The sequence below is a fragment of the Stenotrophomonas sp. Steno-C17 genome (genome assembly GCF_056393165.1).
Window position 1 is genome coordinate 220,486 of sequence record NZ_JBWJPD010000001.1, and the last position, 22,450, is coordinate 242,935.

General features: G+C 66.8%; 20 protein-coding genes. 13 read left to right on the top strand and 7 right to left on the bottom strand.

Annotation, left to right across the window (positions count from 1 at the left end; translation table 11 throughout):
- Positions 1 to 33: 33 nt before the first annotated feature.
- Positions 34 to 420: a DUF2628 domain-containing protein gene (locus AC06FA_RS00985; protein ID WP_478066729.1), complete on the bottom strand. Its 387-nt coding sequence runs from the start codon at positions 418 to 420 to the stop codon at positions 34 to 36.
- A gap of 216 nt (positions 421 to 636) precedes the next feature.
- Here AC06FA_RS00985 and AC06FA_RS00990 point away from each other — a divergent pair, with 216 nt between their 5' ends.
- From AC06FA_RS00990 to hemC, 6 genes are all read left to right on the top strand, one after another.
- Entirely contained in the window at positions 637 to 807 is a 171-nt protein-coding gene (locus AC06FA_RS00990; protein WP_478066730.1) for a hypothetical protein, read from the top strand.
- A 364-nt stretch (positions 808 to 1,171) separates the two neighbouring features.
- Positions 1,172 to 3,097, top strand: coding sequence for a glucans biosynthesis glucosyltransferase MdoH (mdoH, locus tag AC06FA_RS00995; protein WP_478066731.1), 1,926 nt, complete (start codon positions 1,172 to 1,174; stop codon positions 3,095 to 3,097).
- A gap of 50 nt (positions 3,098 to 3,147) precedes the next feature.
- Positions 3,148 to 3,807, top strand: coding sequence for an alpha/beta hydrolase (locus AC06FA_RS01000; RefSeq protein WP_478066732.1), 660 nt, complete (start codon positions 3,148 to 3,150; stop codon positions 3,805 to 3,807).
- Positions 3,808 to 3,810: 3 nt separating this feature from the next.
- Positions 3,811 to 4,854 carry a sensor histidine kinase gene (locus tag AC06FA_RS01005; RefSeq protein ID WP_478066733.1) on the top strand — a complete coding sequence of 348 codons (1,044 nt, stop codon included), beginning with the start codon at positions 3,811 to 3,813 and terminating at the stop codon, positions 4,852 to 4,854.
- A gap of 10 nt (positions 4,855 to 4,864) precedes the next feature.
- On the top strand, positions 4,865 to 5,593 hold the full coding sequence (locus AC06FA_RS01010; protein ID WP_108750352.1) for a LytR/AlgR family response regulator transcription factor: 729 nt from the start codon (positions 4,865 to 4,867) through the stop codon (positions 5,591 to 5,593).
- A gap of 539 nt (positions 5,594 to 6,132) precedes the next feature.
- A complete protein-coding gene (gene hemC / locus AC06FA_RS01015) occupies positions 6,133 to 7,044 on the top strand; it encodes a hydroxymethylbilane synthase (RefSeq protein WP_478066734.1) in 912 nt (303 codons plus the stop codon).
- Positions 7,045 to 7,160: 116 nt separating this feature from the next.
- Here hemC and AC06FA_RS01020 read toward each other — a convergent pair whose 3' ends face one another.
- Positions 7,161 to 7,937 carry a DUF481 domain-containing protein gene (locus AC06FA_RS01020; protein ID WP_478066735.1) on the bottom strand — a complete coding sequence of 259 codons (777 nt, stop codon included), beginning with the start codon at positions 7,935 to 7,937 and terminating at the stop codon, positions 7,161 to 7,163.
- A 106-nt stretch (positions 7,938 to 8,043) separates the two neighbouring features.
- Positions 8,044 to 8,643, bottom strand: coding sequence for a hypothetical protein (locus tag AC06FA_RS01025; RefSeq protein ID WP_478066736.1), 600 nt, complete (start codon positions 8,641 to 8,643; stop codon positions 8,044 to 8,046).
- A gap of 81 nt (positions 8,644 to 8,724) precedes the next feature.
- Here AC06FA_RS01025 and AC06FA_RS01030 point away from each other — a divergent pair, with 81 nt between their 5' ends.
- A complete protein-coding gene (locus AC06FA_RS01030; RefSeq protein WP_108750356.1) occupies positions 8,725 to 9,696 on the top strand; it encodes a helix-turn-helix transcriptional regulator in 972 nt (323 codons plus the stop codon).
- 28 nt (positions 9,697 to 9,724) lie between these two features.
- Positions 9,725 to 10,519 (top strand): MetQ/NlpA family ABC transporter substrate-binding protein, encoded by a 795-nt coding sequence (locus tag AC06FA_RS01035; RefSeq protein ID WP_478066737.1) that lies wholly within the window; start codon positions 9,725 to 9,727, stop codon positions 10,517 to 10,519.
- A 69-nt stretch (positions 10,520 to 10,588) separates the two neighbouring features.
- Here AC06FA_RS01035 and glpK read toward each other — a convergent pair whose 3' ends face one another.
- The 3 genes from glpK to AC06FA_RS01050 form a co-directional block, all read right to left on the bottom strand.
- Entirely contained in the window at positions 10,589 to 12,088 is a 1,500-nt protein-coding gene (gene glpK / locus AC06FA_RS01040) for a glycerol kinase GlpK (RefSeq protein WP_478066738.1), read from the bottom strand.
- A 580-nt stretch (positions 12,089 to 12,668) separates the two neighbouring features.
- Entirely contained in the window at positions 12,669 to 14,150 is a 1,482-nt protein-coding gene (glpD, locus tag AC06FA_RS01045) for a glycerol-3-phosphate dehydrogenase (protein WP_478066739.1), read from the bottom strand.
- Positions 14,151 to 14,364: 214 nt separating this feature from the next.
- Positions 14,365 to 15,000, bottom strand: a complete 636-nt coding sequence (locus AC06FA_RS01050; RefSeq protein ID WP_478066740.1) for an OmpW/AlkL family protein — start codon at positions 14,998 to 15,000, stop codon at positions 14,365 to 14,367.
- A gap of 153 nt (positions 15,001 to 15,153) precedes the next feature.
- Between AC06FA_RS01050 and AC06FA_RS01055 the strand changes: the two genes are divergently transcribed.
- The 3 genes from AC06FA_RS01055 (at position 15,154) to lpdA (ending at position 19,470) form a co-directional block, all read left to right on the top strand.
- Positions 15,154 to 15,702: a DNA-deoxyinosine glycosylase gene (locus AC06FA_RS01055; RefSeq protein ID WP_478066741.1), complete on the top strand. Its 549-nt coding sequence runs from the start codon at positions 15,154 to 15,156 to the stop codon at positions 15,700 to 15,702.
- Between the two features lie 167 nt (positions 15,703 to 15,869).
- On the top strand, positions 15,870 to 17,555 hold the full coding sequence (gene aceF / locus AC06FA_RS01060; RefSeq protein ID WP_478066742.1) for a dihydrolipoyllysine-residue acetyltransferase: 1,686 nt from the start codon (positions 15,870 to 15,872) through the stop codon (positions 17,553 to 17,555).
- 106 nt (positions 17,556 to 17,661) lie between these two features.
- Positions 17,662 to 19,470, top strand: coding sequence for a dihydrolipoyl dehydrogenase (lpdA, locus tag AC06FA_RS01065; protein WP_478066743.1), 1,809 nt, complete (start codon positions 17,662 to 17,664; stop codon positions 19,468 to 19,470).
- A gap of 477 nt (positions 19,471 to 19,947) precedes the next feature.
- On the opposite strand, the gene AC06FA_RS01070 is transcribed toward lpdA, so the two are convergent.
- Complete coding sequence (locus AC06FA_RS01070) at positions 19,948 to 20,766, bottom strand: hypothetical protein (protein ID WP_478066745.1); 819 nt, start codon at positions 20,764 to 20,766, stop codon at positions 19,948 to 19,950.
- A gap of 497 nt (positions 20,767 to 21,263) precedes the next feature.
- Between AC06FA_RS01070 and AC06FA_RS01075 the strand changes: the two genes are divergently transcribed.
- Positions 21,264 to 21,596 carry a hypothetical protein gene (locus AC06FA_RS01075; RefSeq protein ID WP_057496518.1) on the top strand — a complete coding sequence of 111 codons (333 nt, stop codon included), beginning with the start codon at positions 21,264 to 21,266 and terminating at the stop codon, positions 21,594 to 21,596.
- Positions 21,597 to 21,627: 31 nt separating this feature from the next.
- Positions 21,628 to 22,428, top strand: coding sequence for a F0F1 ATP synthase subunit A (atpB, locus tag AC06FA_RS01080; RefSeq protein WP_478066746.1), 801 nt, complete (start codon positions 21,628 to 21,630; stop codon positions 22,426 to 22,428).
- Positions 22,429 to 22,450 lie beyond the last annotated feature (22 nt).

Consider the following 22,450-nt stretch of genomic DNA (forward strand, 5'->3'; position numbering starts at 1 on the left):
CTTGCCGCGCATCCGTGCGCAGGTCTGATGGGCTCAGAACATTCCTTCAAACGGGTTCCAGCTGGTGCTGCCCTTCACCTTTTCCAGGTAGTAGGCGTAGTTGGTGCTGGACGCCACCAGGAAGCTGGTGGCGATCCACAGTGCGCGGACCACGATCTCCGGCAGCATGAAAGCCAAGACAATCAGCGCGCAGTAGATGCCGATGACCACGATGGCCTTGCGCCACATGCCCAGGATCAGCAGATAGACCCAGTTGAAGAAGAACGCGAACAAGTTGACGTTGATCTTCAGGCGGTCGCCGAAGGAAAGCGCCTTCCAGGCCTGCTTGAAGCCCGGTTCCTTGGGGGCGCCGTGCTGCTGGAAGAAGTTGAAGCGGAACTGCCACTTCGGGCTGAAGTGGTTGAGGTCTACAGCATTCATCGAGTAGGGACATCCCTGTAAGAAAACGTTTTCATGATAGATGTGCGCGCATTCAGGCGGTACAGGTTCGCGTCAAAAATGTGACGCTCTGCTCATGACAGCGCCGCGGCGGGCCGTCGCACCGTCACCCACCCGCCTTGTTTTTAGGATAGGGTGCGCAGTTCCCCAGTCGCCCCGGGCTTGCCCAGGCGCTGGCGGAATGTCCATGGAGGTTGCATGACCACAGCTGCTACACCGGAAAACGCACCGGGACCGGTGCTCCTGCCGACACCTGAAGTGGTGCAGGCACAACAACTGCTCGCCAGCCAGCAACTGGCGGTGGCGATGGCGCGTGCCCGCGCCGCTGCCAGCGGCCCGGCCAACACCCCGGCGCTGGCCGACGAATGATCCATCCGGGCCGGGATCGCGTTGGGGAGGCCAACGCGACCTGGCCGCCCGCCGCCCATTCATGAGATCCGTTCTCATTTGTCACGATCCAGCCGCGCGCTCGCCTGCTGTTGGCTGAATGGGGACATTTCCCGATACAAACCTTCGCACTGGGCTTACATTTGGCCGCCTAGACTGGGCCGCATTTTTTCGATTCCGCCCCGTTGGAGATCGTGTGGGTTCCGGTAGTGACAGACATCGACTGCGCGGCGTGAAGCCCTTGCAGACTGGACAAGTGCGGGCGCCGGGAAGGCGCGCGGGGAACCTTGGTGCATGCAGCCCGGCCGGGATGGCGGGGCGCGGCACCTGGGCGGAATAGGCCTGCATGGAAGTTCAAACCCACAACCCGAGCACGGGCAACCCGGAGCTGGATGCCGGCTGGGCCCTGCTGCCTGCCGAATCGCCGTTGCTGATGCCCGAGCAGAGCCTGGGCGAGGGTGCGCTGAAGGTGCGCCGCCATCGCACTTCGCCGCGCCTGATCGGCCTGCGCCGCCTGTACATCCTGGGCGGCACCGCGGTGATGACCGCCGCTGCCACCCGCATGATGTGGCGGGTGCTGTCGGGCAATGGCATCAGCGTGCTGGAAGCCTGCCTGCTGGTGCTGTTCGTCGGCCTGTTCGCCTGGATCGCGCTGTCCTTCGCCAGTGCCGTGGCCGGTTTCCTGACCGCCGTGTTCGACCGCGGCTACCGCCTGGGCATCGACCCGGACAAGCCGCTGCCGGTGGTGCACAGCCGCACCGCGCTGCTGATGCCCACCTACAACGAAGACCCGCGCCGCCTGCTGGCGGGCCTGCGCGCCATCTACGAATCGGTGGCGGCCACGGGCCAGTTGCAGCGCTTCGACTTCTTCGTGCTCAGTGACACCCGGCGCGAGGATATCGCCCGCGCCGAAGAACAGGTGTTCAACGAGCTGCGCGACCTGGTGCCCGATGGCCAGGTGCGCTTGTTCTACCGCCGCCGCAGCGACAACAGCGGCCGCAAGGCCGGCAACATCGCCGATTGGGTCCGCCGTTTCGGTGGGGCCTATCCGCAGATGCTGATCCTGGACGCCGACAGCCTGATGACCGGCGACAGCATCGTGCGCCTGGTGGCCGGCATGGAACACAACGCCGACGTCGGCCTGATCCAGACCCTGCCGTCGGTGATCGGTGGGCGCACGCTGTTTGCCCGCATGCAGCAGTTCGGCGGCCGCGTGTACGGTCCGGTCATCGCCCGTGGCGTGGCCTGGTGGCACGGCGCCGAGAGCAACTACTGGGGCCACAACGCGATCATCCGTACCCGCGCCTTCGCCGACCACGCCGGCCTGCCGGCGCTGCCGGGCCGCAAGCCGTTCGGCGGCCACGTGCTCAGCCACGATTTCGTGGAAGCGGCGCTGATGCGCCGGGGCGGCTGGGCCGCGCACATGGTGCCTTACCTGGGCGGCAGTTATGAGGAAGGCCCGCCCACCCTGACCGATCTGCTGGTTCGCGACCGCCGCTGGTGCCAGGGCAACCTGCAGCACGGCAAGGTGGTGGGCAGCCGTGGCCTGCACTGGATCAGCCGGGTGCACATGCTGATCGGCATCGGCCATTACTTCACCGCGCCGATGTGGGGCATGTTGATGCTGATCGGCATCGCCATTCCGCTGTTCCAGGAAGGCATCGATTTCAATGCGGTGCTGCACCTGTCGCCCAGCGTCTACTGGCGCGCGCAGGATGAAGTGCAGGTGGTGCGCCTGTTCGGCGCCACCATGGCCGTGCTGCTGATGCCCAAGGTGCTGGGCTATCTGGCCATGCTGCTGGACCCGGTGGACCGCCGCGGCTGCGGCGGTGCGATCCGCGCGTTCGTGTCGATGCTGGTGGAAACCGTGCTGGCGGCGCTGATGGCGCCGGTGGTGATGTACGTGCAGTCGCGTGGCGTGGCCGAAGTGCTGTCCGGGCGCGATTCGGGCTGGGATGCACAGCAGCGCGACGACGGCGGCATTTCCTGGTGGACGCTGGTGCGCGGTTACGGTGGGCTGGGCCTGTTCGGCGCGTTCATGGGCGTGCTGGCGTGGGCAGTGTCGCCGGCGCTGGCGGCCTGGATGGCACCGGTAGTGATCGGCATGGTGTTGGCCATTCCGGTGGTGGCGCTGACCTCCTCGCGTGCGCCCGGTGCCTTCCTGCACCGCCTGGGCCTGCTGGATATTCCCGAAGAGAACCTGCCGCCGCCGGTGCTGGTGCGCGCCGCGCAGCTGCGCCGCGAAGCCGCCGAGCAGCCGCCGCTGTACTGATCCGCGCGCGGCACCGGCATAATGCGGCTCGAACGTACAGGAGCCGCAACATGCTGCAAACGGTGGAACAGGAAACCGGCGCATCGCCGCAGTGGTCGGTGATCTGGCTGCACGGCCTGGGTGCCGACGGCCATGACTTCGCGCCCATCGTGCCCGAGCTGGTCCGTCCGCACTGGCCCGCCCTGCGCTTTGTATTCCCGCACGCGCCGGTGCGGCCGATCACCATCAACAATGGCGTGCCGATGCGCGGCTGGTACGACATCGTCGGCATGGACTTCCGTTCGCGCGCCGACATGGCCGGCGTGCACGAGTCGATGGCACAGCTGGACGCGCTGATCGCCCGCGAGATCGAACGCGGCATCGCCGCCGACCATATCTTCCTGGCCGGTTTCTCGCAGGGCGGCGCGGTCATCCTGAGCGCCGCGCTGGCGCGCACCGCACCGCTGGCCGGGCTGATCGCGCTGTCCACGTATCTGCCCGATGCGCAGAGCGCCAGCCGCGTGGAAGGCGCGGTGGACGTGCCGGTGTTCATGGCCCACGGCACCGGCGATCCGGTCATTCCGTTGCCGGTGGCCGAGCACAGCGCCCAGGTGCTGCGCGACCTGGGGCTGCAGCCGGAATGGCACAGCTACCCGATGGCCCACCAGGTGTGCGCCGAGGAAATCGACGCGCTGGGCGACTGGCTGCAGCAGCGACTCGGCGTGGCCTGAACCATGGCCGCCGCCAGCGCCTCGCCCTGGATGCCGGAACTGTGCCGCCTGCCGCGGCTGGCAGCCATGCTGGGCCTGGCCGAACTGGTGGTGGTGGTGCTGGCACTGGCGCCCGATGGCAGCCGGCACTGGACGCTGGGCGAACTGGCCTCGGCCAGCGGCTTCGCCCTGTGGCTCGCGCTGGCTGTCAGCATCAGCTTGTGTGCGCTGCGGCGGCCGCTGTCACGGCTGCCTGAAACGTTGGGTGCAGTGGCGGCCGTAGCGCTGGCGGCCCTGATCGCCATCGCCTGTGCCGCCATCATCCATGCGCTGTATGCGGTACTGGGTGACAACTTCACCCGTGGCATCAGCTTCCTGCGCTTCACCCTGGGCAGTGCCGCCACCACCGCGCTGATCACCGCGCTGGCCCTGCGCTACTTCTATGTGAGTGACCGCTGGGCCGCGCAGCTGCAGGCCAATGCACGCGCGCAGGCCGATGCGCTGCAGGCGCGCATCCGCCCGCACTTCCTGTTCAACAGCATGAACCTGATTGCCAGCCTGCTGCACCGCGATCCTGCGGTGGCCGAGCGCGCGGTGCTGGATCTGTCCGATCTGTTCCGTGCGGCGCTGGGCGCAGGCGAGGGCGATGCCACCCTGCGCGAAGAATGCGAACTGGCCGAGCGCTACCTGTCCATTGAATCTCTACGGCTGGGTGAGCGCCTGCAGGTGCGCTGGCAGCGCGACGAACCGCTGCCGTGGGACCTGCCGATGCCGCGCCTGGTGCTGCAGCCGCTGGTGGAAAATGCCGTGCTGCACGGCATTTCGCGCCTGCCCGAAGGCGGCACGATTGAACTGCATCTGCTGCGGCAGGGCGATGAGCTGCAGATCACCGTGCGCAATCCCGCGCCCGACCCGCAGGCACCGGGGCTGGCGCTGGCACGTGGCGCCGGCCATGCCCAGCACAGCATCGGTCATCGGCTGGCCTGGCGCTTCGGCCGCGGCGCGCGGATGACGGCAGGCTGGAGCGAAGGCTACTATGCCTGCCAGGTGACAGTGCCGATCCAATGAAGGAGCGACCGTGAGGGTGGTCATCGCCGATGACGAACCGCTGGCCCGTGAACGCCTGCGCAGCCTGCTGGCCGCGCAGGAGGGCATCGAGGTGGTGGCCGAAGCCGGCAACGGTGAGCAGGCGCTGCACGCCTGTGCCGAACTGCAGCCGGACCTGGTGCTGCTGGACATCGCCATGCCGGGGCTGGATGGTCTGGAAGCGGCCCGCCATCTGGCCAGCTTCGAGCCGCGCCCGGCGGTGGTGTTCTGCACGGCCTACGACGCGCATGCGCTGTCAGCCTTCGAAGCGGCGGCCATCGACTACCTGATGAAGCCGGTGCGGGCCGAGCGGCTTGCCGCAGCGATTGCACGTGCGCGCACGTTCCTGGCTGGTCGTGATGGCCAGCCGCAGCACAATGGTGGGCAGGCCCGCAGCATGCTGTGCGCGCGCCTGCGTGGCAGCCTGCGCCTGATTCCGCTGGACGACATCCACTATCTGCAGGCCGAAGAAAAGTACGTGGTGGTGCACCACGCGCGCGGTGAAGACCTGATCGAAGAATCGCTGAAGTCGCTGGAAGAAGAATTCGCCAGCCGCTTCGTGCGCATTCACCGCAACTGCCTGGTCGCGCGCCATGAGTTGGTGGAACTGCGGCGTGGCACGGGCGGGCAGGTGCAGGCGGTGCTGCGCCATGGCAAGCAGCCGCTGGAAGTGAGTCGCCGCTGCGTGGCGACGCTGAAGCAGGAAGTACGGCATCTGTAGGGGTGCCGCGCGGCCTGCGGCCGCGACCGCTTCGAGATCAAGTTCAACAGCAACAGCAACAGCGGGTCATGGCTCGTTGTTCTTACGTGCTGGGGCGGGCCGGGGTGGGGACGCGGGACACGCTGCAAGTACATCCATGTAAGCTCGTAGGCGCCATCCATGGCGCCTGCGGTCCCGCGCCCCCACCCCGGCCCAACCCTCTCGTTTTCCCGGTGTCGGACAGCAAAAGCAGTGTTGTTATCGGGTGGGGGGAGAAATGTAGAGTCGAGCCACGCTCGACTCAGAGCGAAGCGACCCGCTTCTGCTCTTCTTCTTTTGATCTTCCGTGGCGGCGGCGCACGGAAACTGTCAGAGGCCGGGGCGGTGGGGTCAGGCGGGGTGTCCGCGGCATGGATGCCGCGGCCAAGCCCCCATGGACGGGTTCACGGCGTCCCCGCCTGCCCCCACCGCCCCGGCCACGCGCGATAGATCCAACCCACCGACGCCACGAGGGGCTTCGCCGTTGGCCGTATCCGCGCCGGAGGCGCGATAATGTGCTGATGGAAACCGTCCGCATCGCCACCCGCAAGAGCCCGCTCGCCCTCTGGCAGAGCGAACACGTCGCCGACCGCCTGCGCCAGGCCCATCCTGGCCTGCACGTGGAACTGGTACCGATGAGCACCCGCGGCGATGAGGTGCTGGACCGCTCGCTGGCGGCTATCGGTGGCAAGGGCCTGTTCCTGAAGGAACTGGAGCTGGCCATGCTGCGCGGTGAGGCCGATTGTGCGGTGCATTCGCTGAAGGATGTGCCGATGGAACTGGATGCGCCTTTTGCGCTGCCGGCCATGCTGACCCGGCACGATCCGGCCGATGGCTTCGTTTCCAATCTCTACGCCTCGCTGGACGCGCTGCCGATCGGTGCCCGCGTGGGCACGTCGTCGCTGCGCCGCCAGGCGCAGTTGCGTGCGCTGCGCCCCGACCTGCAGCTGCTGGATCTGCGTGGCAACGTGAACACACGCCTGGCCAAGCTGGACAACGGCGGCTACGACGCCATCGTGCTGGCGGTGGCAGGGCTGGAGCGTTTGGGCCTGGGCAATCGCATCGTCGCCCGCCTGCAGCCGCCGCAATGGCTGCCGGCGCCGGCACAGGGCGCGGTGGCAGTGGAATGCGATGGGGGTAACGCGCGTCTGATGGCCCTGTTTGCCGGCCTGGACGATGCGGCCACGCGTGCCTGCGTGGAGGCCGAGCGGGCGATGAACCGCGCGCTGCATGGCAGTTGCCATGTGCCGGTGGCGGCCATCGCGCAATGGCAGGGGACGGATCTGCACCTGCAGGGCCTGGTCGGCAGCGCCAGTGATGGCAGCGCGGTGCGGGCCGAGGCGGTCGGGCCGGGCAGCGATCCGGACGCACTGGGCCAGCAGGTGGCGAAGATGCTGCTGGATGCCGGCGCCGGCGAACTGCTGAACGTCTGAACGAACCCGGATTCCGTAGAGTCGAGCTTGCTCGACTGCTTCTTATGTAGAGTCGAGCCATGCTCGACTGCTGTTGGCCAGGCAGTCGAGCAAGCTCGACTCTACAGAACCGTTTCTTATTTGAACTTGTAGACCACGTTCATCGTGGTCAGGGTATCGGTCTTGCGCTTGTCGTCGGCCACGTCGCTGTTGTAACGCGCCTGCCAGCCGGCCTTCAGTGCCAGGTGTTCGTTCATGCTTACCGACACGCCGAAGTCATTCTGGCCGAAGGTATTGTACGAGCCCGATTCCACCAACAGGTTGTTGATCAGGTCGGTGTTGTCGGTCAGCGAATACTTCAGTTCGAACTGACCCTGGCCGATCAGGCCGGTGCGGGTGCGGTCGTCTTCGGTGCTGTGGGTGCGGCTGACACCCGGGCCGATCAGCGCGTCGAAGTAGAAGCGCTCGGTGTTCCACAGGCGGGTGCCGTAGCCCAGGCCGAACGAGCTGCGGCGGTCGTAGGTGGCGAAGTCATCGCGCTCGAAACGCACCTTGGCCGACAGCTGGCGGTGCTCGCCCAGCTGCAGCGCGCTGCCGGCAGCACCGGTGTAACGGTTGGCCGTGGTGTTGGTGCGGCGGGTGGTGGTGCCGTCGTCGTTGGTCTCGGTCACCTTGGAGCTCGAGCGCAGGCCGAACAGATCCATGGTGTGCACCCAGTCATCGTCGGTGTAGCGCAGGCGCAGGCTGCCGTTGGCGCTTTCGGTGCTGCTGTTGCCGCGTGCCGACGCGAAGCCCAGCTCGCCGCCGCTGCCACTCCATGGCGAGGTCATCGCCGCCAGCTCGGATGCGTCCTGCGCGTAGGCCAGCGGCGCACACAGCAGCAGGGGGACCAGCAGGGACAAACGCAGGGACATCAAGGCTTCTCCGAAGCGGTTAACAACCCGTGATGATACTGGATGGTCGATGACAGGCCGACCCATCGGTGCGCGGGCTTCAGCAGGCGTTGCCGCCGCTCCCCATTCAGGGCAGATCGACGCGCAGGGCCGGGTCGTTGAAGCGCGAATAGCGCAGCCGCAGCTGGTATGGCCCATCCTGGGCGGTGCCGCTGCGCAGGATCTGCCGCGGCAGGCCCTGGTCGTCCACCCAGTAATCCAGGTGTTCGCCGGGGCCGCTGCGCAGCCGGTAGTGGCGCGTGGCCACCCCGTCCAGCGCCTGGCTGCCCAGGTCTTCCACCTGCAGGGCCGCCGGATCGGCGTCGGCCGGCAGCGGGCTGCGCCACTGTTCCAGCGCGCCTGCCGGCAGCGGCACCTGGCGGATCGCGCCTTCGGCCTGCAGGAACAAGGTGTCGCCGATGATGATCTGTGCGCCGGCCGGGGTCTGTACACGGAAGCGGTCCGGCGCCACGAAGTCCATCGCGCTGCGTACCGGGCGGGGGCCGCCGCGCACGTCCAGTTCGGCATGGAAGCTGCGCAGGGCGGCGAAGCGCTGGCTGGCCGCCAGCACGGCCTGGGCGGCGTCAGCGGCGGGAACCGGTGCGGCAGCAGGCGCGGGCGCGGGGGCGCGATCGCAGCCGGCCAGCAACAGGCAGGCCAGCAGGGGCAGGGCGGGCAACCGGCGCATCGGGGCGTCCATGGGGCAGGGGGCGCCCACGATAGCCCAAAGCCCCCACACAACGCCCGCGACTCGGACATAATCGGGGGTATGGACCGATACGAACGCATCACCGCCCTGCATCGTCTGCTCAAGTCCGCTCGCTACCCGGTGACGGTGGCGACGCTGCAGGACAAGCTCGCGTGTTCCCGCGCCACCGTCTACCGCGATCTGGCCTTCCTGCGCGATGCGCTGATGGCGCCGATCGAGGGCGATGGCGAGGCCGGCTTCCGTTACCAGGCCGATGAAAGCGACCGCTTCGAGCTGCCCGGGCTGTGGCTCAGTTCCGAGGAACTGCATGCCCTGCTGGCCTCGCAGCACCTGCTGGCGCGCACCGGCGGCGGCGTGCTGTCGTCGGTGCTGGCGCCGCTGCAGCAGCGCATCGAGGGCCTGCTGGCCGCCCAGGCCGGTGTGTCCAGCTGGCCGGTCGACCGCGTGCGGGTCATTCCGCACCGCGGCCGCAAGTTCGACGAAGCCAGCTTCCGTACCGTGGCGTCGGCCGTGCTGGAGCGCAAGCAGCTGGCCTTCGAATACCGCGCCCGCTCCACCGACGAGCCGACCCGGCGCACGGTGTCACCGCAGCGCCTGACCCACTACCGCGACAACTGGTACCTGGATGCCTGGGACCACGACCGCGAGGCGCTGCGCAGCTTCGCCGTGGATCGCGTGTACAAGGCGCGGGTGGTGGACGAAGGCGCCAGGGACGTGGCCGACACCGAGCTGGACGAACAGCTGGGCGCCAGCTACGGCATCTTCTCCGGCGCGCCCAAGGGCTGGGCGACCATCCTGTTCAGCGCCAAGGCGGCGCGCTGGGTGGCCGATGAGCACTGGCATTCCAAGCAGCAGGGGCGTTTCCTGCCCGATGGCCGCTATGAGCTGAAAGTGCCCTACAGTGTTTCGCGCGAGCTGCTGATGGATGTGCTGCACTACGGCTCCGACGCCGAGATCGTCGAACCGGTGATGCTGCGCGAGCAGGCCAAGGCGCTGCTTGACCTGGCCCTGAGCAACTACGAAAAATCCTGACCCTCCCCCCGAGAGACCCCCTGCACCCATGAAGAAGACCCTGTTGCTGCCCCTGTTCGCCGCTGCGCTGGCCCTGACCGCCTGCGGCAAGTCCGGCGAGCCCTCGCAGAAACTGGTGGTGGCCGCCACGGCGGTGCCGCACGCGGAGATCCTGGAGGTGGTCAAGCCGATCCTGAAGCAGGAAGGCGTGGAGTTGGACGTGCGCGTGTTCAACGACTACGTGCAGCCCAACGACCAGCTGGTGCAGAAGCAGGTGGACGCCAACTACTTCCAGACCGAGCCGTACCTGGACGCCTACAACCGCGATCGCAAGACCGACCTGACCAAGGTGATCGGCGTGCACATCGAGCCCTTCGGTGCGTACTCGCGCAAGGTGAAGTCGCTGGCCGAGCTGCGCGAAGGCGCCGACGTGGTCATTCCCAACGATCCCAGCAACAACAGCCGCGCGCTGATCCTGCTGCACAAGGCCGGGTTGATCGAACTGAAGGACCCGACCAACGCGCTTTCGACCCAGCGCGACATCGTGTCCAACCCGAAGAAGCTGAAGTTCCGCGAGCTGGATTCGGCCATGCTGCCGCGTGTGCTGGACCAGGTGGACCTGGCCCTGATCAACACCAACTACGCGCTGGATGCCGGCCTGAACCCGACCCAGGATGCGCTGGCGATCGAAAGCAAGGATTCGCCGTACGTGAACTTCCTGGTGGCGCGCCCGGACAACAAGGACGATGCGCGCGTGCAGAAGCTGGCCAAGGCGCTCACCAGCCCGCAGGTGAAGGCCTTCATCGAAACCAAGTACAAGGGCTCGGTGCTGCCGGCGTTCTGATGGTGGGGGGCCGCCGGGCGATGCCCGGCGGGTTCGGGATTCGCCGGGCATGGCCCGGCGCTACCGATCTCAATCGACGTGGAAGGCCAGTGTTGCGGCCACCGCCTGCTGCCAGCCGGCGTACAGCTTTTCGCGGCGGGCCGCCTCCATCTGCGGCTCGAAGCGCCGGTCCAGGCCCCACTGCGCGGCAATCTGCTCGCGGCTCTCCCAGAAGCCCACCGCCAGCCCGGCCAGATAGGCTGCACCCAACGCGGTGGTCTCGGTCAATCGCGGCCGCAGCAACGGCACGCCCAGGATGTCCGCCTGGAACCCGGCCAGGAAATCATTGGCGATCGCACCGCCGTCGGCGCGCAGTTCGCTCAGCGCGATGCCGGCGTCGGACTGCATGGCATCGAGCACGTCACGGGTCTGGTAGGCCATGGCTTCCAGCGCGGCACGTGCGAAGTGGGCCTTGCTGGTGCCGCGTGACAGGCCGAACATCGCCCCACGCACATCGCTGCGCCAGTAGGGCGCGCCCAGGCCCACGAAGGCCGGCACCAGGTACACGCCGCCGCTGTCGGGCACCTGCGCGGCCAGTGCCTGGCTCTGGCTGGCATGGTCGATCATGCGCAGGCCGTCGCGCAGCCACTGCACCACCGAACCGGCCACGAAGATCGAGCCTTCCAGTGCGTATTCCACTTTGCCGTGCAGACCCCAGGCGATGGTGGTCAGCAGGCCGTTGCGTGAGCGCACCGCCTGTTCGCCGGTGTGCATCAGCATGAAACAGCCGGTGCCATAGGTGTTCTTGACCCGCCCGGGGGTGAAGCAGGCCTGGCCGAACAGGGCGGCCTGCTGGTCGCCGGCGATGCCGGCAATGGGAATGGGGTGGTCGAAGAAAAACTGCGGCCGCGTATGCGCGTACACCGCACTGGAATCGCGTACCTGCGGCAGCATGGCGCGCGGGATGTCCAGCAGTGCCAGCAGGTCAGCGTCCCAGTCCAGCGTGTGGATGTTGAACAGCAGCGTGCGCGCGGCGTTGCTGTAATCGGTCACGTGGGCCTGGCCACCGCTCAGGTTCCACACCAGCCAGCTGTCGATGGTGCCGAACAGCAGCTCGCCGCGCTCGGCACGCTGCTGCGCACCGGGCACGTGGTCCAGGATCCAGCGCACCTTGGTGGCGGAGAAATAGGCGTCGATCAACAGGCCGGTGCGCTCGCGCACCAGCGCTTCGTGGCCCTCGGCGCGCAGGCGCTCGCAGATGGCCTGGCTCTGCCGCGACTGCCAGACAAGGGCGTTGTGGATCGGCTGGCCGGTGGCGCGGTCCCAGACCACGGTGGTTTCGCGCTGGTTGGTGATGCCCAGCGCCGCGATCTGGCGCGGATCGATCTGTTCGCGGCTGAGCAGTTCGGTCAGGGTGGCGTAGACGCTGGTGAGGATTTCGCGTGGGTCATGTTCGACCCAGCCGGGCTGGGGGAAGATCTGCGCGAACTCGCGCTGCGCACTGCCGACGATATCGCCGGCGTGGTCGAACAGGATGGCGCGGGAACTGGTGGTGCCCTGGTCGATGGCCAGCACGTAGCGGGGCGTCATGGGGCGTCTCCGGTGGCGATGGGGAAATCGTACGGCATCGCCAGCGATGGTGCGGTGTGGGGGATTGCTTGGGGTTTGTACGGGCTGCGGTTGTGTGGGATTGCCTGCGATCTGGATGGGCTGCGGGGATGCGGGAATGCTTGCGATCTGTACGGCCTGCGGGGATGCGGGAATGCTTGCGATCTGTATGGCCTGCGGGATGCGGGAATGGTTGCGATCTGTATGGCCTGCGGGGATGCGGGAATGCTTGCGATCTGTATGGCCTGCGGGTATGCGGGAATGCTTGCGATCCGTATGGCCTGCGGAGATGCGGGAATGCTTGCGATCCGTATGGCCTGCGGGGATGCGGGAATGCTTGCGATCTGTATGGCCTGCGGGGATGCGGGAATGCTTGCGATCTGTATGGCCTGCGGGGATGCGGGAATGCTTGCGATCCGTAGAGTCGAGCTTGCTCGACTGCTTTCCACGGCAGTCGAGCAAGCTCGACTCTACGAAGCAGGGCAGTCGAGCAAGCTCGACTCTACGAAAGGCCAGTCGAGCAAGCTCGACTCTACGAAAGGCCAGTCGAGCAAGCTCGACGCTACCGGTCCTGCATCCAGGTCTGCAGGCGTGCTGCCTGCGATGCATCCAGGCGCAGGCCGAGCTTGCTCCGGCGCCACAGCACGTCATCGGCACTGCGTGCCCATTCGTGTTCGCGCAGGAACGTCACTTCGCGTGCATGCAGGCCGCCACCGAAGTCTTCGCCCAGCGCGTGCAGATCATGCGCGTCCCCCAGCAGTTCGGCGCTGCGGCTGCCGTAGGCGTGGGCCCAACGTTGCGCCACGCCGGCAGGCAACCACGGCGCGCGCTGCTGCAACTGCTGGGTGGCCCGTGCCGCATCGCCCCAGTCGCTGCCGGGCAGGGCAGGGCCATGTGCGGTCCAGGCCGGGCCCATCTGCGGCAGCGCGCTGCGCAGCAGTTCGAGGGCCTGTTCGGCCAGCACCCGGTAGGTGGTCAGTTTGCCGCCCAGCACGTGCAGCGCCGCAGCGCCGTCGTCCTGCAGTTGCAGCCGGTAGTCGCGGCTCAGGCGCGCCGCGCGCGGGTCCGGGTCGGCCAGCAGTGGGCGAACCCCCGCAAACTGCCAGACCACCTGCGTCGGCGTGACCGGATCGCGCAGATAGCGGCCGGCCGCAGCACACAGATAGTCCACTTCGCTGGGCAGCACGCTGCAGCGGGCCGGGTCGCCGTGATAGTCGGTATCGGTCGTGCCGACCAGCAGGTGGTCGCCGGCGAAGGGCAGCAGGAACACCACGCGGCCATCGGGCTGCTGCAGCAGGCAGGCGCTGTGGCTGGGCCAGGGCCGGCGCAGCACGATGTGGCTGCCCTGCACCAGGCGCAGGGCCGGGGCGCCACTGTCGCCCTGCATCTGCTGCAGCAGGCTGCCGGCCCAGGGTCCAGCGGCGTTCACCACGGCGCGGGCATGCACCGTGAAGGGCGGTTCGGCGGCGGTCTGCAGCAGCGCCTGCCAGTGCGAGCCGTGCCGCTCTACCTGCAGGCAGCGGGTGCGGGTAAGGACGCGCGCGCCGCGGTGAGCGGCATCGAGCGCGTTGAGCAGCACCAGGCGTGCGTCATCCACCTGCGCGTCGGCATAGCTGAAGCCCTGCTGCAGATGCGGCTGCAGCAGCGCGCCGAGCGGGTCGGCCTGGACGTTCAGCGCACGTGCCGCAGGGAAGGCAGGGCTGCGTTGGCCCAGGTGGTCGTACAGCCACAGGCCCAGGCGCAGCATCCAGCGCGGCCGCAGGTGCGGTTCCCACGGCAGCACGAAGCGCAGCGGCTGCACCAGGAAGGGGGCCTGACGGCGAACGACCTCGCGTTCGCCCAGTGCCTTGCGCACCAGCGCGAACTCGCCCTGTTCCAGGTAGCGCAGGCCGCCGTGGATCAGCTTGCTGCTGGCGCTGGAGGTGTGTGCGGCCAGATCGTGCTGTTCGCACAGCAGAACGCGCAGGCCGCGGCCGCTGGCATCACGGGCGATGCCGGCACCGTTGATGCCGCCACCGATCACCAGCAGGTCTACGTCGTGCATGGGCGTTCCCGCAGCTGTGTAGAGTCGAGCTTGCTCGACTGCCTCCCGCGTAGAGTCGAGCTTGCTCGACTGCTGGAGAAACAGTCGAGCAAGCTCGACTCTACCGAACAGGGCAGTCGACTGACAGTCGACTCTACCAGTCAATTCCGTGGTGACGGAAACGACGACGGGCCCGCAGGGCCCGTCGTGTTACTGCAGTGAAGCGGGTACGCGCTTAGAAGCGGGCACCGATACCGACGCCCACGGTCCACGGGTCGATCTTGGCTTCACCCACCTTCACGCCATCGATCTTCACGTCCGGGCGCGAGCGCATGTAGCGCGCGTCAGCACGGGCGAACCAGGTGGAGTTGATGTTCATGTCCACGCCGACGGTACCGATCACGCCCTTGGCATCCTTCAGGCGGATGTCCGAGGTGCTGCCATCGGACAGCGATTCATTGCTGAAGGCCGACTGGAAGTAGCCCACGCCCACGAACGGACGGAACACGTTGTCGGCCTGGCCGAAGTGGTACTGGCCGCTCAGCGCGACCGGCTGCTGCTCGACGCTGCCCAGGCGGGCGTCGCCCGGACCCTTCACGCGGTGGTCGAACTTGTCGGCGGCGCCCCACAGTTCAACGGCCCAGTTGTCGTTGACGTAGTAGCTGAAGCTGACGGTCGGCGCCGGGCCACCATCGACCTTCTTCACGCCTTCAATCGGATCGTTCTTCGGCTGCAGCAGCGTCACGCCGCCAACCACGGCAAAATGCTTGCCCGAGGCGGTGTCGGTGCTGCTGCTGTCCTGGGCGAATGCGGCCGGCGCAAAGGCGGCGGAGGTCAGCAGGGCGAGGCTCAGAATACGGATGGAGCGCATGGGGGAATCTCCTGATATTTCTTGTTTTAAGCCCCCGGTTGCGGGGCGAGCACACCGTAGTCGCCCCAACATGAATCGAATCCGACGCGCGTTAAAAAATGGTTTTCCTTGTTCAGCGAGCAGCGCGAAAGTGCTGTTTCAAAGGGGTTTTTGATGCGTCGTAATGTTCATGCTGTTGCAGAAGATGTGAGTGTCGAGCACCTCTGCATCGGTCTTGCCGCGCAGGTGAACACCGACTGTCGCGTGCTGTTGCTGGGTTCGATGCCGGGCGTGGCATCACTGCAGGAACAGCAGTACTACGCGCACCCGCGCAATCGTTTCTGGCCGCTGCTGGGCGCGCTGTGCGGTTTCGATGCGGACCTGCCGTACGCGCAGCGACTGCACGCGCTGGCCGCTGCGCGGGTGGGGGTGTGGGACGTGATCGGGCAGTGCCAGCGGCGCGGCAGCCTGGATGCGGACATCGTGCGTGGCAGCGAAGTGCCCAATGCGCTGCCCGCCTTGATCGCGGGCCTGCCGTCGCTGGTGCTGATCGGCTGCAACGGTGCCGCCGCCGCGCAGGCCTTCCGGCGCTGGGTGCTGCCACAGCTGGCGGCGCCGCCGCCGGTGCTGGCCTTGCCCTCCACCAGCCCGGCCAATGCCGCCTGGTCCTTGCCCCGCCTGCGCCAGGCCTGGCAGCCGGTGGCCGATGCGCTGGCGACATGAAGCGGACATCATCGGGACAATACGCTACCGACTGGAAGGCCGCGCAGGCCCGTGGCAACAGCGTGTCCCGGTGGCGTGCGTACTGAAAACACCTGTAACGGTTGGCGCTGGCCCCCGCTGGCCGCACAATAGACGTTTCCCTACACCAGATTGCCGGAGTTATCCCCATGGCCGAAATCAAGGAAGCACTTGTCCCCGATATCGGTGACTACAGCGATATCCCGGTAATCGAGGTGCTTGTCGCCGTCGGCGATACGGTCAAGAAGGACCAGGGCCTGGTTACGCTGGAAAGCGACAAGGCCACCATGGAAGTGCCGTCCTCGGTCGCCGGTGTGGTCAAGGAAATCAAGGTCAAGGTCGGCGACAACCTGTCCGAGGGCAAGGTCGTGGCGCTGATCGAAGTGGCCGAAGGCGAGGCCGCCAAGCCCGCCGCTGCCGCCCCGGCCAAGGCCGCTGCCCCGGCCGCCGCCACCCAGAGCGCGCCGGCCCCGGCCGCTGCTGCCCCGGCCGCCCCGGCCGCCAGTGGCGGTGCGGTTGAAGCCCTGGTGCCGGACATCGGCGATTACACCGACATCCCGGTCATTGAAGTGCTGGTCGCCGTGGGCGACACGGTGAAGAAGGATCAGGGTCTGGTCACGCTGGAAAGCGACAAGGCCACCATGGAAGTGCCGTCCTCGGTCGCTGGCGTGGTCAAGGCGCTGAAGGTCAAGGTCGGCGATACCCTGTCGCAGGGCGCCGTGGTCGCCATCATCGAGGCCGAGGGCGCTGCCGCTCCGGCCGCTGCTGCCCCGGCGCCGGTGGCTGCCGCGCCGGCCGCCGCACCGGCCCCGGCCCAGGTCAGCGCCCCGGCGCCGGCTGCCGCCGCCCCGTCCGCAGGCGCGCCGTCCAGCCCGCCGGTGCAGTTCAACGCCGATGGCGTGCTGCCGGCCAAGGTGCCCTATGCCACCCCGGCCGTTCGCGTGTTCGCTCGCGAACTGGGCGTGGACCTGCTGCAGATCAGCGGCACCGAAAAGGGCGGCCGCATCACCAAGGGTGACGTGCAGAAGTTCGTCAAGGCCGCGCTCAGTGGTGGCGTGCCGGCTGCCGGCGGTGCCGCCGCTGCTGCCGGTGGTGGCCTGAACCTGCTGCCGTGGCCGAAGGTCGACTTCAGCAAGTTCGGCGAAACCGAAGTGCAGCCGCTGTCGCGCATCAAGAAGATCTCCGGCGCGAACCTGGCCCGCAACTGGGCCATGATCCCGCACGTCACCCAGTTCGAACAGGCCGACATCACCGATCTGGAAGGCCTGCGCGTGGCGCTGAACAAGGAAAACGAGAAGGCCGGCATCAAGCTGACCATGCTCGCCTTCCTGATCAAGGCCAGTGCCGCGGCGCTGAAGAAGTTCCCGGAATTCAACGCCTCGCTCGATGCCAGCGGTGAAAACCTGACCCTGAAGAAGTACTTCCACATCGGTTTCGCTGCCGATACGCCGAACGGCCTGGTCGTGCCGGTCATCCGCGACGTGGACAAGAAGGGTGTGGTGCAGATCGCCCAGGAAACCGGCGAACTGGCCAAGAAGGCGCGCGACGGCAAGCTGGGCCCGGCCGACATGAGCGGCGGCTGCTTCTCGATCAGCTCGCTGGGCGGCATCGGTGGCACCGCGTTCACCCCGATCGTCAATGCACCGGAAGTGGCCATCCTGGGCGTGTCCAAGTCCTCCATCCAGCCGGTCTGGAATGGCAAGGAATTCGCACCGAAGCTGATGCTGCCGCTGTCGCTGAGCTACGACCACCGCGTCATCGATGGCGCCCTGGCCGCACGCTTCACCACGTACCTGTCGCAGGTACTGGCCGACATGCGCCGCGTGCTGCTGTAAGGCACCGCTTCGCCCCCACCGTGCGGCCGCTGCCCCTGGCGCGGCCGCGTGAACAGATGCAGTGACAGCCCGCCGGCACCCCCGGCCGGGCACGAGGAAAACCACCATGGCCACGATTGAAGTCAAGGTTCCCGACATCGGCGATTACAGCGATGTGCCGGTGATCGAAGTGTTGGTCGCCGTCGGCGACACGGTGAAGAAGGACCAGGGCCTGGTGACCCTGGAATCGGACAAGGCCACCCTGGAAGTGCCGTCGTCGGCCGCCGGCGTGGTGAAGGAAATCAAGGTCAAGCTGGGCGACACGCTCTCCGAGGGCGCCGTGGTCGTGCTGCTGGACGCTGAAGGCGCCGCCGAAGCCCCGGCCAAGGCCGCCGCGCCGGCCCCGGCAGCGGCCGCCCCGGCCAGCAAGCCGCCGGTCACCCCGTCGCACCGCGCCCCGGCCGAGCCGGCCGTGCCGAAGCCGGCGCTGTCCAGCGGCAAGCCGGCCGACATCGAATGCGAAATGGTCGTGCTGGGCTCGGGCCCGGGCGGCTACACCGCCGCCTTCCGCGCCGCCGACGTGGGCCTGGATACGGTGCTGGTCGAGCGCTACGCCAGCCTCGGCGGCGTCTGCCTCAACGTGGGCTGCATTCCGTCCAAGGCCCTGCTGCACGCCGCGGCGGTCATCGACGAAGTGGCCCATGCCGGTGATTTCGGCGTCGAGTTCGGCAAGCCGACCATCACCCTGGACAAGCTGCGCCAGTACAAGGAAAAGGTCGTCAACCAGCTGACCAAGGGCCTGGCCGGCATGGCCAAGCAGCGCAAGGTCCGCAGCGTGCAGGGCGTGGGCAAGTTTGTTTCCGCCAACGAGCTGGAAATCACTGCAGCTGACGGCAGCACCCAGCTGCTGCGCTTCCAGAAGTGCATCATCGCCGCCGGTTCGCAGGCGGTGAAGCTGCCGAACTTCCCGTGGGACGACAAGCGCGTGATGGATTCCACCGACGCGCTGGAGCTGGCCGAAGTGCCGGGTTCGCTGCTGGTCGTCGGCGGCGGCATCATCGGCCTGGAAATGGCCACCGTGTATGGCGCGCTGGGCAGCAAGGTCACCGTGGTCGAGTTCATGGACCAGCTGATGCCGGGTGCCGACAAGGACCTGGTCAAGCCGCTGGCCGACCGCCTGAAGAAGCAGGGCATTGAAGTGCACCTGAAGACCAAGGCGTCGGGCGTCACCGCCGATGCCAAGGGCATCACGGTCACCTTCGAGGCCGCCGAGGAAGGCCAGGCGCCGGCGTTGGCGCAGGGCACCTTCGACCGCGTGCTGGTGGCCGTGGGCCGCTCGCCGAACGGCAAGAAGATCGATGCCGAAAAGGCCGGCGTGCAGGTCACCGACCGCGGCTTCATTCCGGTCGACCGGCAGATGCGCACCAACGTGCCGCACATCTTTGCCATCGGCGATATCGTCGGCAACCCGATGCTGGCCCACAAGGCCACGCATGAAGGCAAGCTGGCGGCCGAAGTGGCGGCCGGCCACAAGAAGGAATGGGTCGCCCGGGTGATTCCGTCGGTGGCCTACACCAACCCGGAAATCGCCTGGGTGGGCGTGACCGAGACCGAAGCCAAGGCCAAGGGCCTGAAGGTGGGCGTGGCCAAGTTCCCGTGGGCCGCCAGCGGCCGCGCGATCGGCATCGGTCGTACCGAAGGCTTCACCAAGCTGATCTTCGACGAAGAGACCCACCGCATCATCGGTGGTGCCATCGTCGGCGTGCATGCCGGTGACCTGCTGGCCGAAATCGGCCTGGCCATTGAAATGGGTGCCGAAGCCGAAGACATCGGCCACACCATCCATGCGCACCCGACGCTGAGCGAATCGGTGGCGATGGCCTCGGAAATCTACGACGGCACCATCACCGATCTGTACATGCCGAAGAAGAAGTAAGGCGCCCGCGCGCTGTAAACAGAAAACCCGGCGAAAGCCGGGTTTTTTGTTGCCTGAAGATTGCGTGGGGCTTCGATTGCCACTGTGGCGAGGGTCGGGGCCGCGCCGCGGGTGGCAGGCATTCCGGCAAATGTCCCCCGGCTGACGCCTGGCGGCGCCAGCCTCCTCCTTGAATTTGCCGGAATGCCTGCCACCCGCAACGCGGCTGGGCTTTCGGCGGGCAAAGACAGTGCCCCTGTTTCTTCCTGTGGCAGAGGCGATGCCTGGCACGCGGCTGTGGAGGGCGCTGCGTGCGAATTAAAGGAGGAGGGGACGGCCGCAGGCCGGCGCCGGGGGACATTCGCACGCAGCGCCCTCCACAGCCAGCGCCCGACACACCATCAGCCACGTGTTCGACCCGCCAACCCTGCGCGTAAACACAAAAAACGCGGCGCCTGGTTGCCCAGGCGCCGCGTTGGAGAGAGAGAACGGTAACGCTTAGAAGCTGACGCTGATGCCGGCCACCGGGCCCTTGAATTCCTGCTTCAGGCCGATGGTGCCGTCGCTGCCCTTCTTGTCGGCGTCCAGCTTGAACCAGTCGTAGCCGGCGAAGATGCCGAAGTTATCGGTGAAGCGGTAATCGACAATGGCGTTGGCGCGGCTCAGGTCGCCCTTGTAGTCGTCGAAGCTGCCCCAGCGGGTGTTCAGGTACTGGCCCTGCACGGTGATCATCCACTTCTCCGACGGGGTGAAGCTCAGGCGCGCACCGACCACCGGGGCCACGCCGTCGGTCTTCTCGTCCAGGAACTGGCCTTCATACAGCGTGCCCAGATCGGCGTAACCCTTGGTGCTGACCTTGGCATACTCGGCACCCAGCTGCAGGCCGAGGTCGAAGGTCTCGGTGTCCACCACCGAGTAGTCGTACACCAGGCTGGCCACCTGGTACTTCAGCTCGGCCTTGACGAAGCTGTCGGCCGGCACGTTCACATCACCGAAAGTGATGTCCTGGCCCAGCGTTTCGCGGCGGTCCTTGTCGTACTTGAAGTAGTTGAACAGCAGGCGCTGGCGGTTGCTGATGCGGAACATACCGTCAACGCGCGGTTCCCATTCCTTGCCGCCCAGCTTGAAATCCTCGGAAAAACCGATGTCCTGGCCGGCCACGTTGGTCTGGCCACGCAGCGTGTTGTCCGAATCGATGTTCATCGCACCCAGGCGCAGGGCGAAACGGTCATCGCCTTCGGCAGCGTGGGCGGACGAAGCGAAGGAAGCGCCGGCGGCGAGCAGCGACAGGGCGAGCAGGGTGGGTACGGAGCGCATCAGAGAGTCCTTGCGGTGGTTCATTCGGGATGAAGGCCACTGTGCCGGACGCGCGCGTCCACCCTACGTGAACGTATGGTCCACGTTGCGTGGACGGTTCAGCGCAGTCATGACGTTGCAAAGAAGATGGCCCCGGAGCGCGCTTCGGGGCCATCCTGGGACCTGCAGGGCGGAGCATCGACGAGGAAGTGCAGCAGGCAGGTCGAAAGGTCAGACTGCAGGCGTGTGGGAAAGTTCCCGGCCGTGCGACCAAAGTTCAATACGCTGCGCTGCAGCATGCGGCGGACGCCATTGTCCCCCTGCTGGGCCCTAAAAAACCTGCCGTTCCCGCAACTTGCGGCTTCCGGGATGAACAGGCAGCGGTTGTCTCGCAAATTGTCCCATTGCTATAATTTGGCGGCTCGATGAGGCACCCCCTGTTTCAGCAGCCTCAGCCATTCACTTGTAACCACGTGGGACGTCCTGTGCTGAACTCCGTTGAAGCGGGTCGGCGACTGATGCTGCGCGCCGCGGTCTACCCGCTGGCTGCAGTCGCTGTGCTGGCTCTGGCCTTCCTTCTGGTAGGGCCGAAGTATGCCCTTGGCGCGCTGGCGTCCGGGGTGGCGATCTCGGCCGGTGGCTGGGTGGCGGCACGGATGGCGCTCAGTGGTGGGGCGGTGGCAGCGGGTTCGGCGATGGCGCGGCTGATTGTCGCGATCGTCGCCAAGTGGGTCGTGGTTTTCGGCGTCCTGCTGGTGGGGTTCCTGGTCTTCAAGCTGCCTGCATTGGCGCTGCTGGCCGGTATCGCCGTCGGTTTGATGTTCCAGGTCCTGGCCATGGCCAGGCGTTGACAAAAATTCAATTAACGAAGGTTCCGGACACATGGCGGGCGAGGCTCTAACCCCTACCAGCTACATCCAGCATCACCTGCAGAACCTGACCGCCCCGGTCGGTAACGGCGAAGGGATGTTCTGGCACATCCACGTCGACACCATTCTCACTGCCGTCCTGATGGGCCTGGTGATCGTGGTGGCGTTCTGGCTGGGCACCCGCAAGGCCACCGCCGGCGTGCCGGGCAAGTGGCAGGCGTTCGTGGAAATCTGCCTGGAGTTCGTCGACCGCCAGGCCAAGGACACCTACCACGGCAAGAGCAAGCTGGTCACGCCGATCGCCATCACCATCTTCTTCTGGATTCTGCTGATGAATCTGCTGAAGATGATCCCGGCCGATTTCATCGCCAAGCCGCTGGAAATGGCCGGTATCCACTCCTGGAAGCCGGTGCCGACCGCTGACGTCAACGCCACCCTGGGCATGGCCTTCAGCGTGTTCTTCCTGATGCTGTTCTTCGCCCTGAAGTCGAAGGGCCTGCTGGGTTTCATCAAGGAATTCCTGACGGCGCCGTTCGGCAAGTGGATGATGCCGTTCAACCTGATCCTGAACATCGTCGAGTGGCTGAGCAAGCCGATCTCGCTGGCGATGCGACTGTTCGGCAACATGTTCGGCGGCGAAATCGTGTTCCTGCTGATCTGGGTGCTGGGTGGTGCCGGTTTCTTCGGTGCCATTGCCGGTGGTGCGTTCGGCCTCGGCTGGATGCTGTTCCACCTGCTGGTGATCCCGCTGCAGGCCTTCATCTTCATGATGCTGTCGATCGTGTACCTGAGCCTGTCGGAAGACGCTCACTAAAGTTCCAAGCTTCAACGCGTTT

Excerpts from the sequence above, each read along its gene's own strand:
- AC06FA_RS00985 (WP_478066729.1), bottom strand. The coding sequence starts at position 420 with ATGAATGCTGTAGACCTCAACCACTTCAGCCCGAAGTGGCAGTTCCGC.
- AC06FA_RS00990 (WP_478066730.1), top strand. The coding sequence starts at position 637 with ATGACCACAGCTGCTACACCGGAAAACGCACCGGGACCGGTGCTCCTG.
- mdoH (WP_478066731.1), top strand. The coding sequence starts at position 1,172 with ATGGAAGTTCAAACCCACAACCCGAGCACGGGCAACCCGGAGCTGGAT.
- AC06FA_RS01000 (WP_478066732.1), top strand. The coding sequence starts at position 3,148 with ATGCTGCAAACGGTGGAACAGGAAACCGGCGCATCGCCGCAGTGGTCG.
- AC06FA_RS01005 (WP_478066733.1), top strand. The coding sequence starts at position 3,811 with ATGGCCGCCGCCAGCGCCTCGCCCTGGATGCCGGAACTGTGCCGCCTG.
- hemC (WP_478066734.1), top strand. The coding sequence starts at position 6,133 with ATGGAAACCGTCCGCATCGCCACCCGCAAGAGCCCGCTCGCCCTCTGG.
- AC06FA_RS01020 (WP_478066735.1), bottom strand. The coding sequence starts at position 7,937 with ATGTCCCTGCGTTTGTCCCTGCTGGTCCCCCTGCTGCTGTGTGCGCCG.
- AC06FA_RS01025 (WP_478066736.1), bottom strand. The coding sequence starts at position 8,643 with ATGCGCCGGTTGCCCGCCCTGCCCCTGCTGGCCTGCCTGTTGCTGGCC.
- AC06FA_RS01030 (WP_108750356.1), top strand. The coding sequence starts at position 8,725 with ATGGACCGATACGAACGCATCACCGCCCTGCATCGTCTGCTCAAGTCC.
- AC06FA_RS01035 (WP_478066737.1), top strand. The coding sequence starts at position 9,725 with ATGAAGAAGACCCTGTTGCTGCCCCTGTTCGCCGCTGCGCTGGCCCTG.
- glpK (WP_478066738.1), bottom strand. The coding sequence starts at position 12,088 with ATGACGCCCCGCTACGTGCTGGCCATCGACCAGGGCACCACCAGTTCC.
- glpD (WP_478066739.1), bottom strand. The coding sequence starts at position 14,150 with ATGCACGACGTAGACCTGCTGGTGATCGGTGGCGGCATCAACGGTGCC.
- AC06FA_RS01050 (WP_478066740.1), bottom strand. The coding sequence starts at position 15,000 with ATGCGCTCCATCCGTATTCTGAGCCTCGCCCTGCTGACCTCCGCCGCC.
- AC06FA_RS01055 (WP_478066741.1), top strand. The coding sequence starts at position 15,154 with ATGCGTCGTAATGTTCATGCTGTTGCAGAAGATGTGAGTGTCGAGCAC.
- aceF (WP_478066742.1), top strand. The coding sequence starts at position 15,870 with ATGGCCGAAATCAAGGAAGCACTTGTCCCCGATATCGGTGACTACAGC.
- lpdA (WP_478066743.1), top strand. The coding sequence starts at position 17,662 with ATGGCCACGATTGAAGTCAAGGTTCCCGACATCGGCGATTACAGCGAT.
- AC06FA_RS01070 (WP_478066745.1), bottom strand. The coding sequence starts at position 20,766 with ATGCGCTCCGTACCCACCCTGCTCGCCCTGTCGCTGCTCGCCGCCGGC.
- AC06FA_RS01075 (WP_057496518.1), top strand. The coding sequence starts at position 21,264 with ATGCTGCGCGCCGCGGTCTACCCGCTGGCTGCAGTCGCTGTGCTGGCT.
- atpB (WP_478066746.1), top strand. The coding sequence starts at position 21,628 with ATGGCGGGCGAGGCTCTAACCCCTACCAGCTACATCCAGCATCACCTG.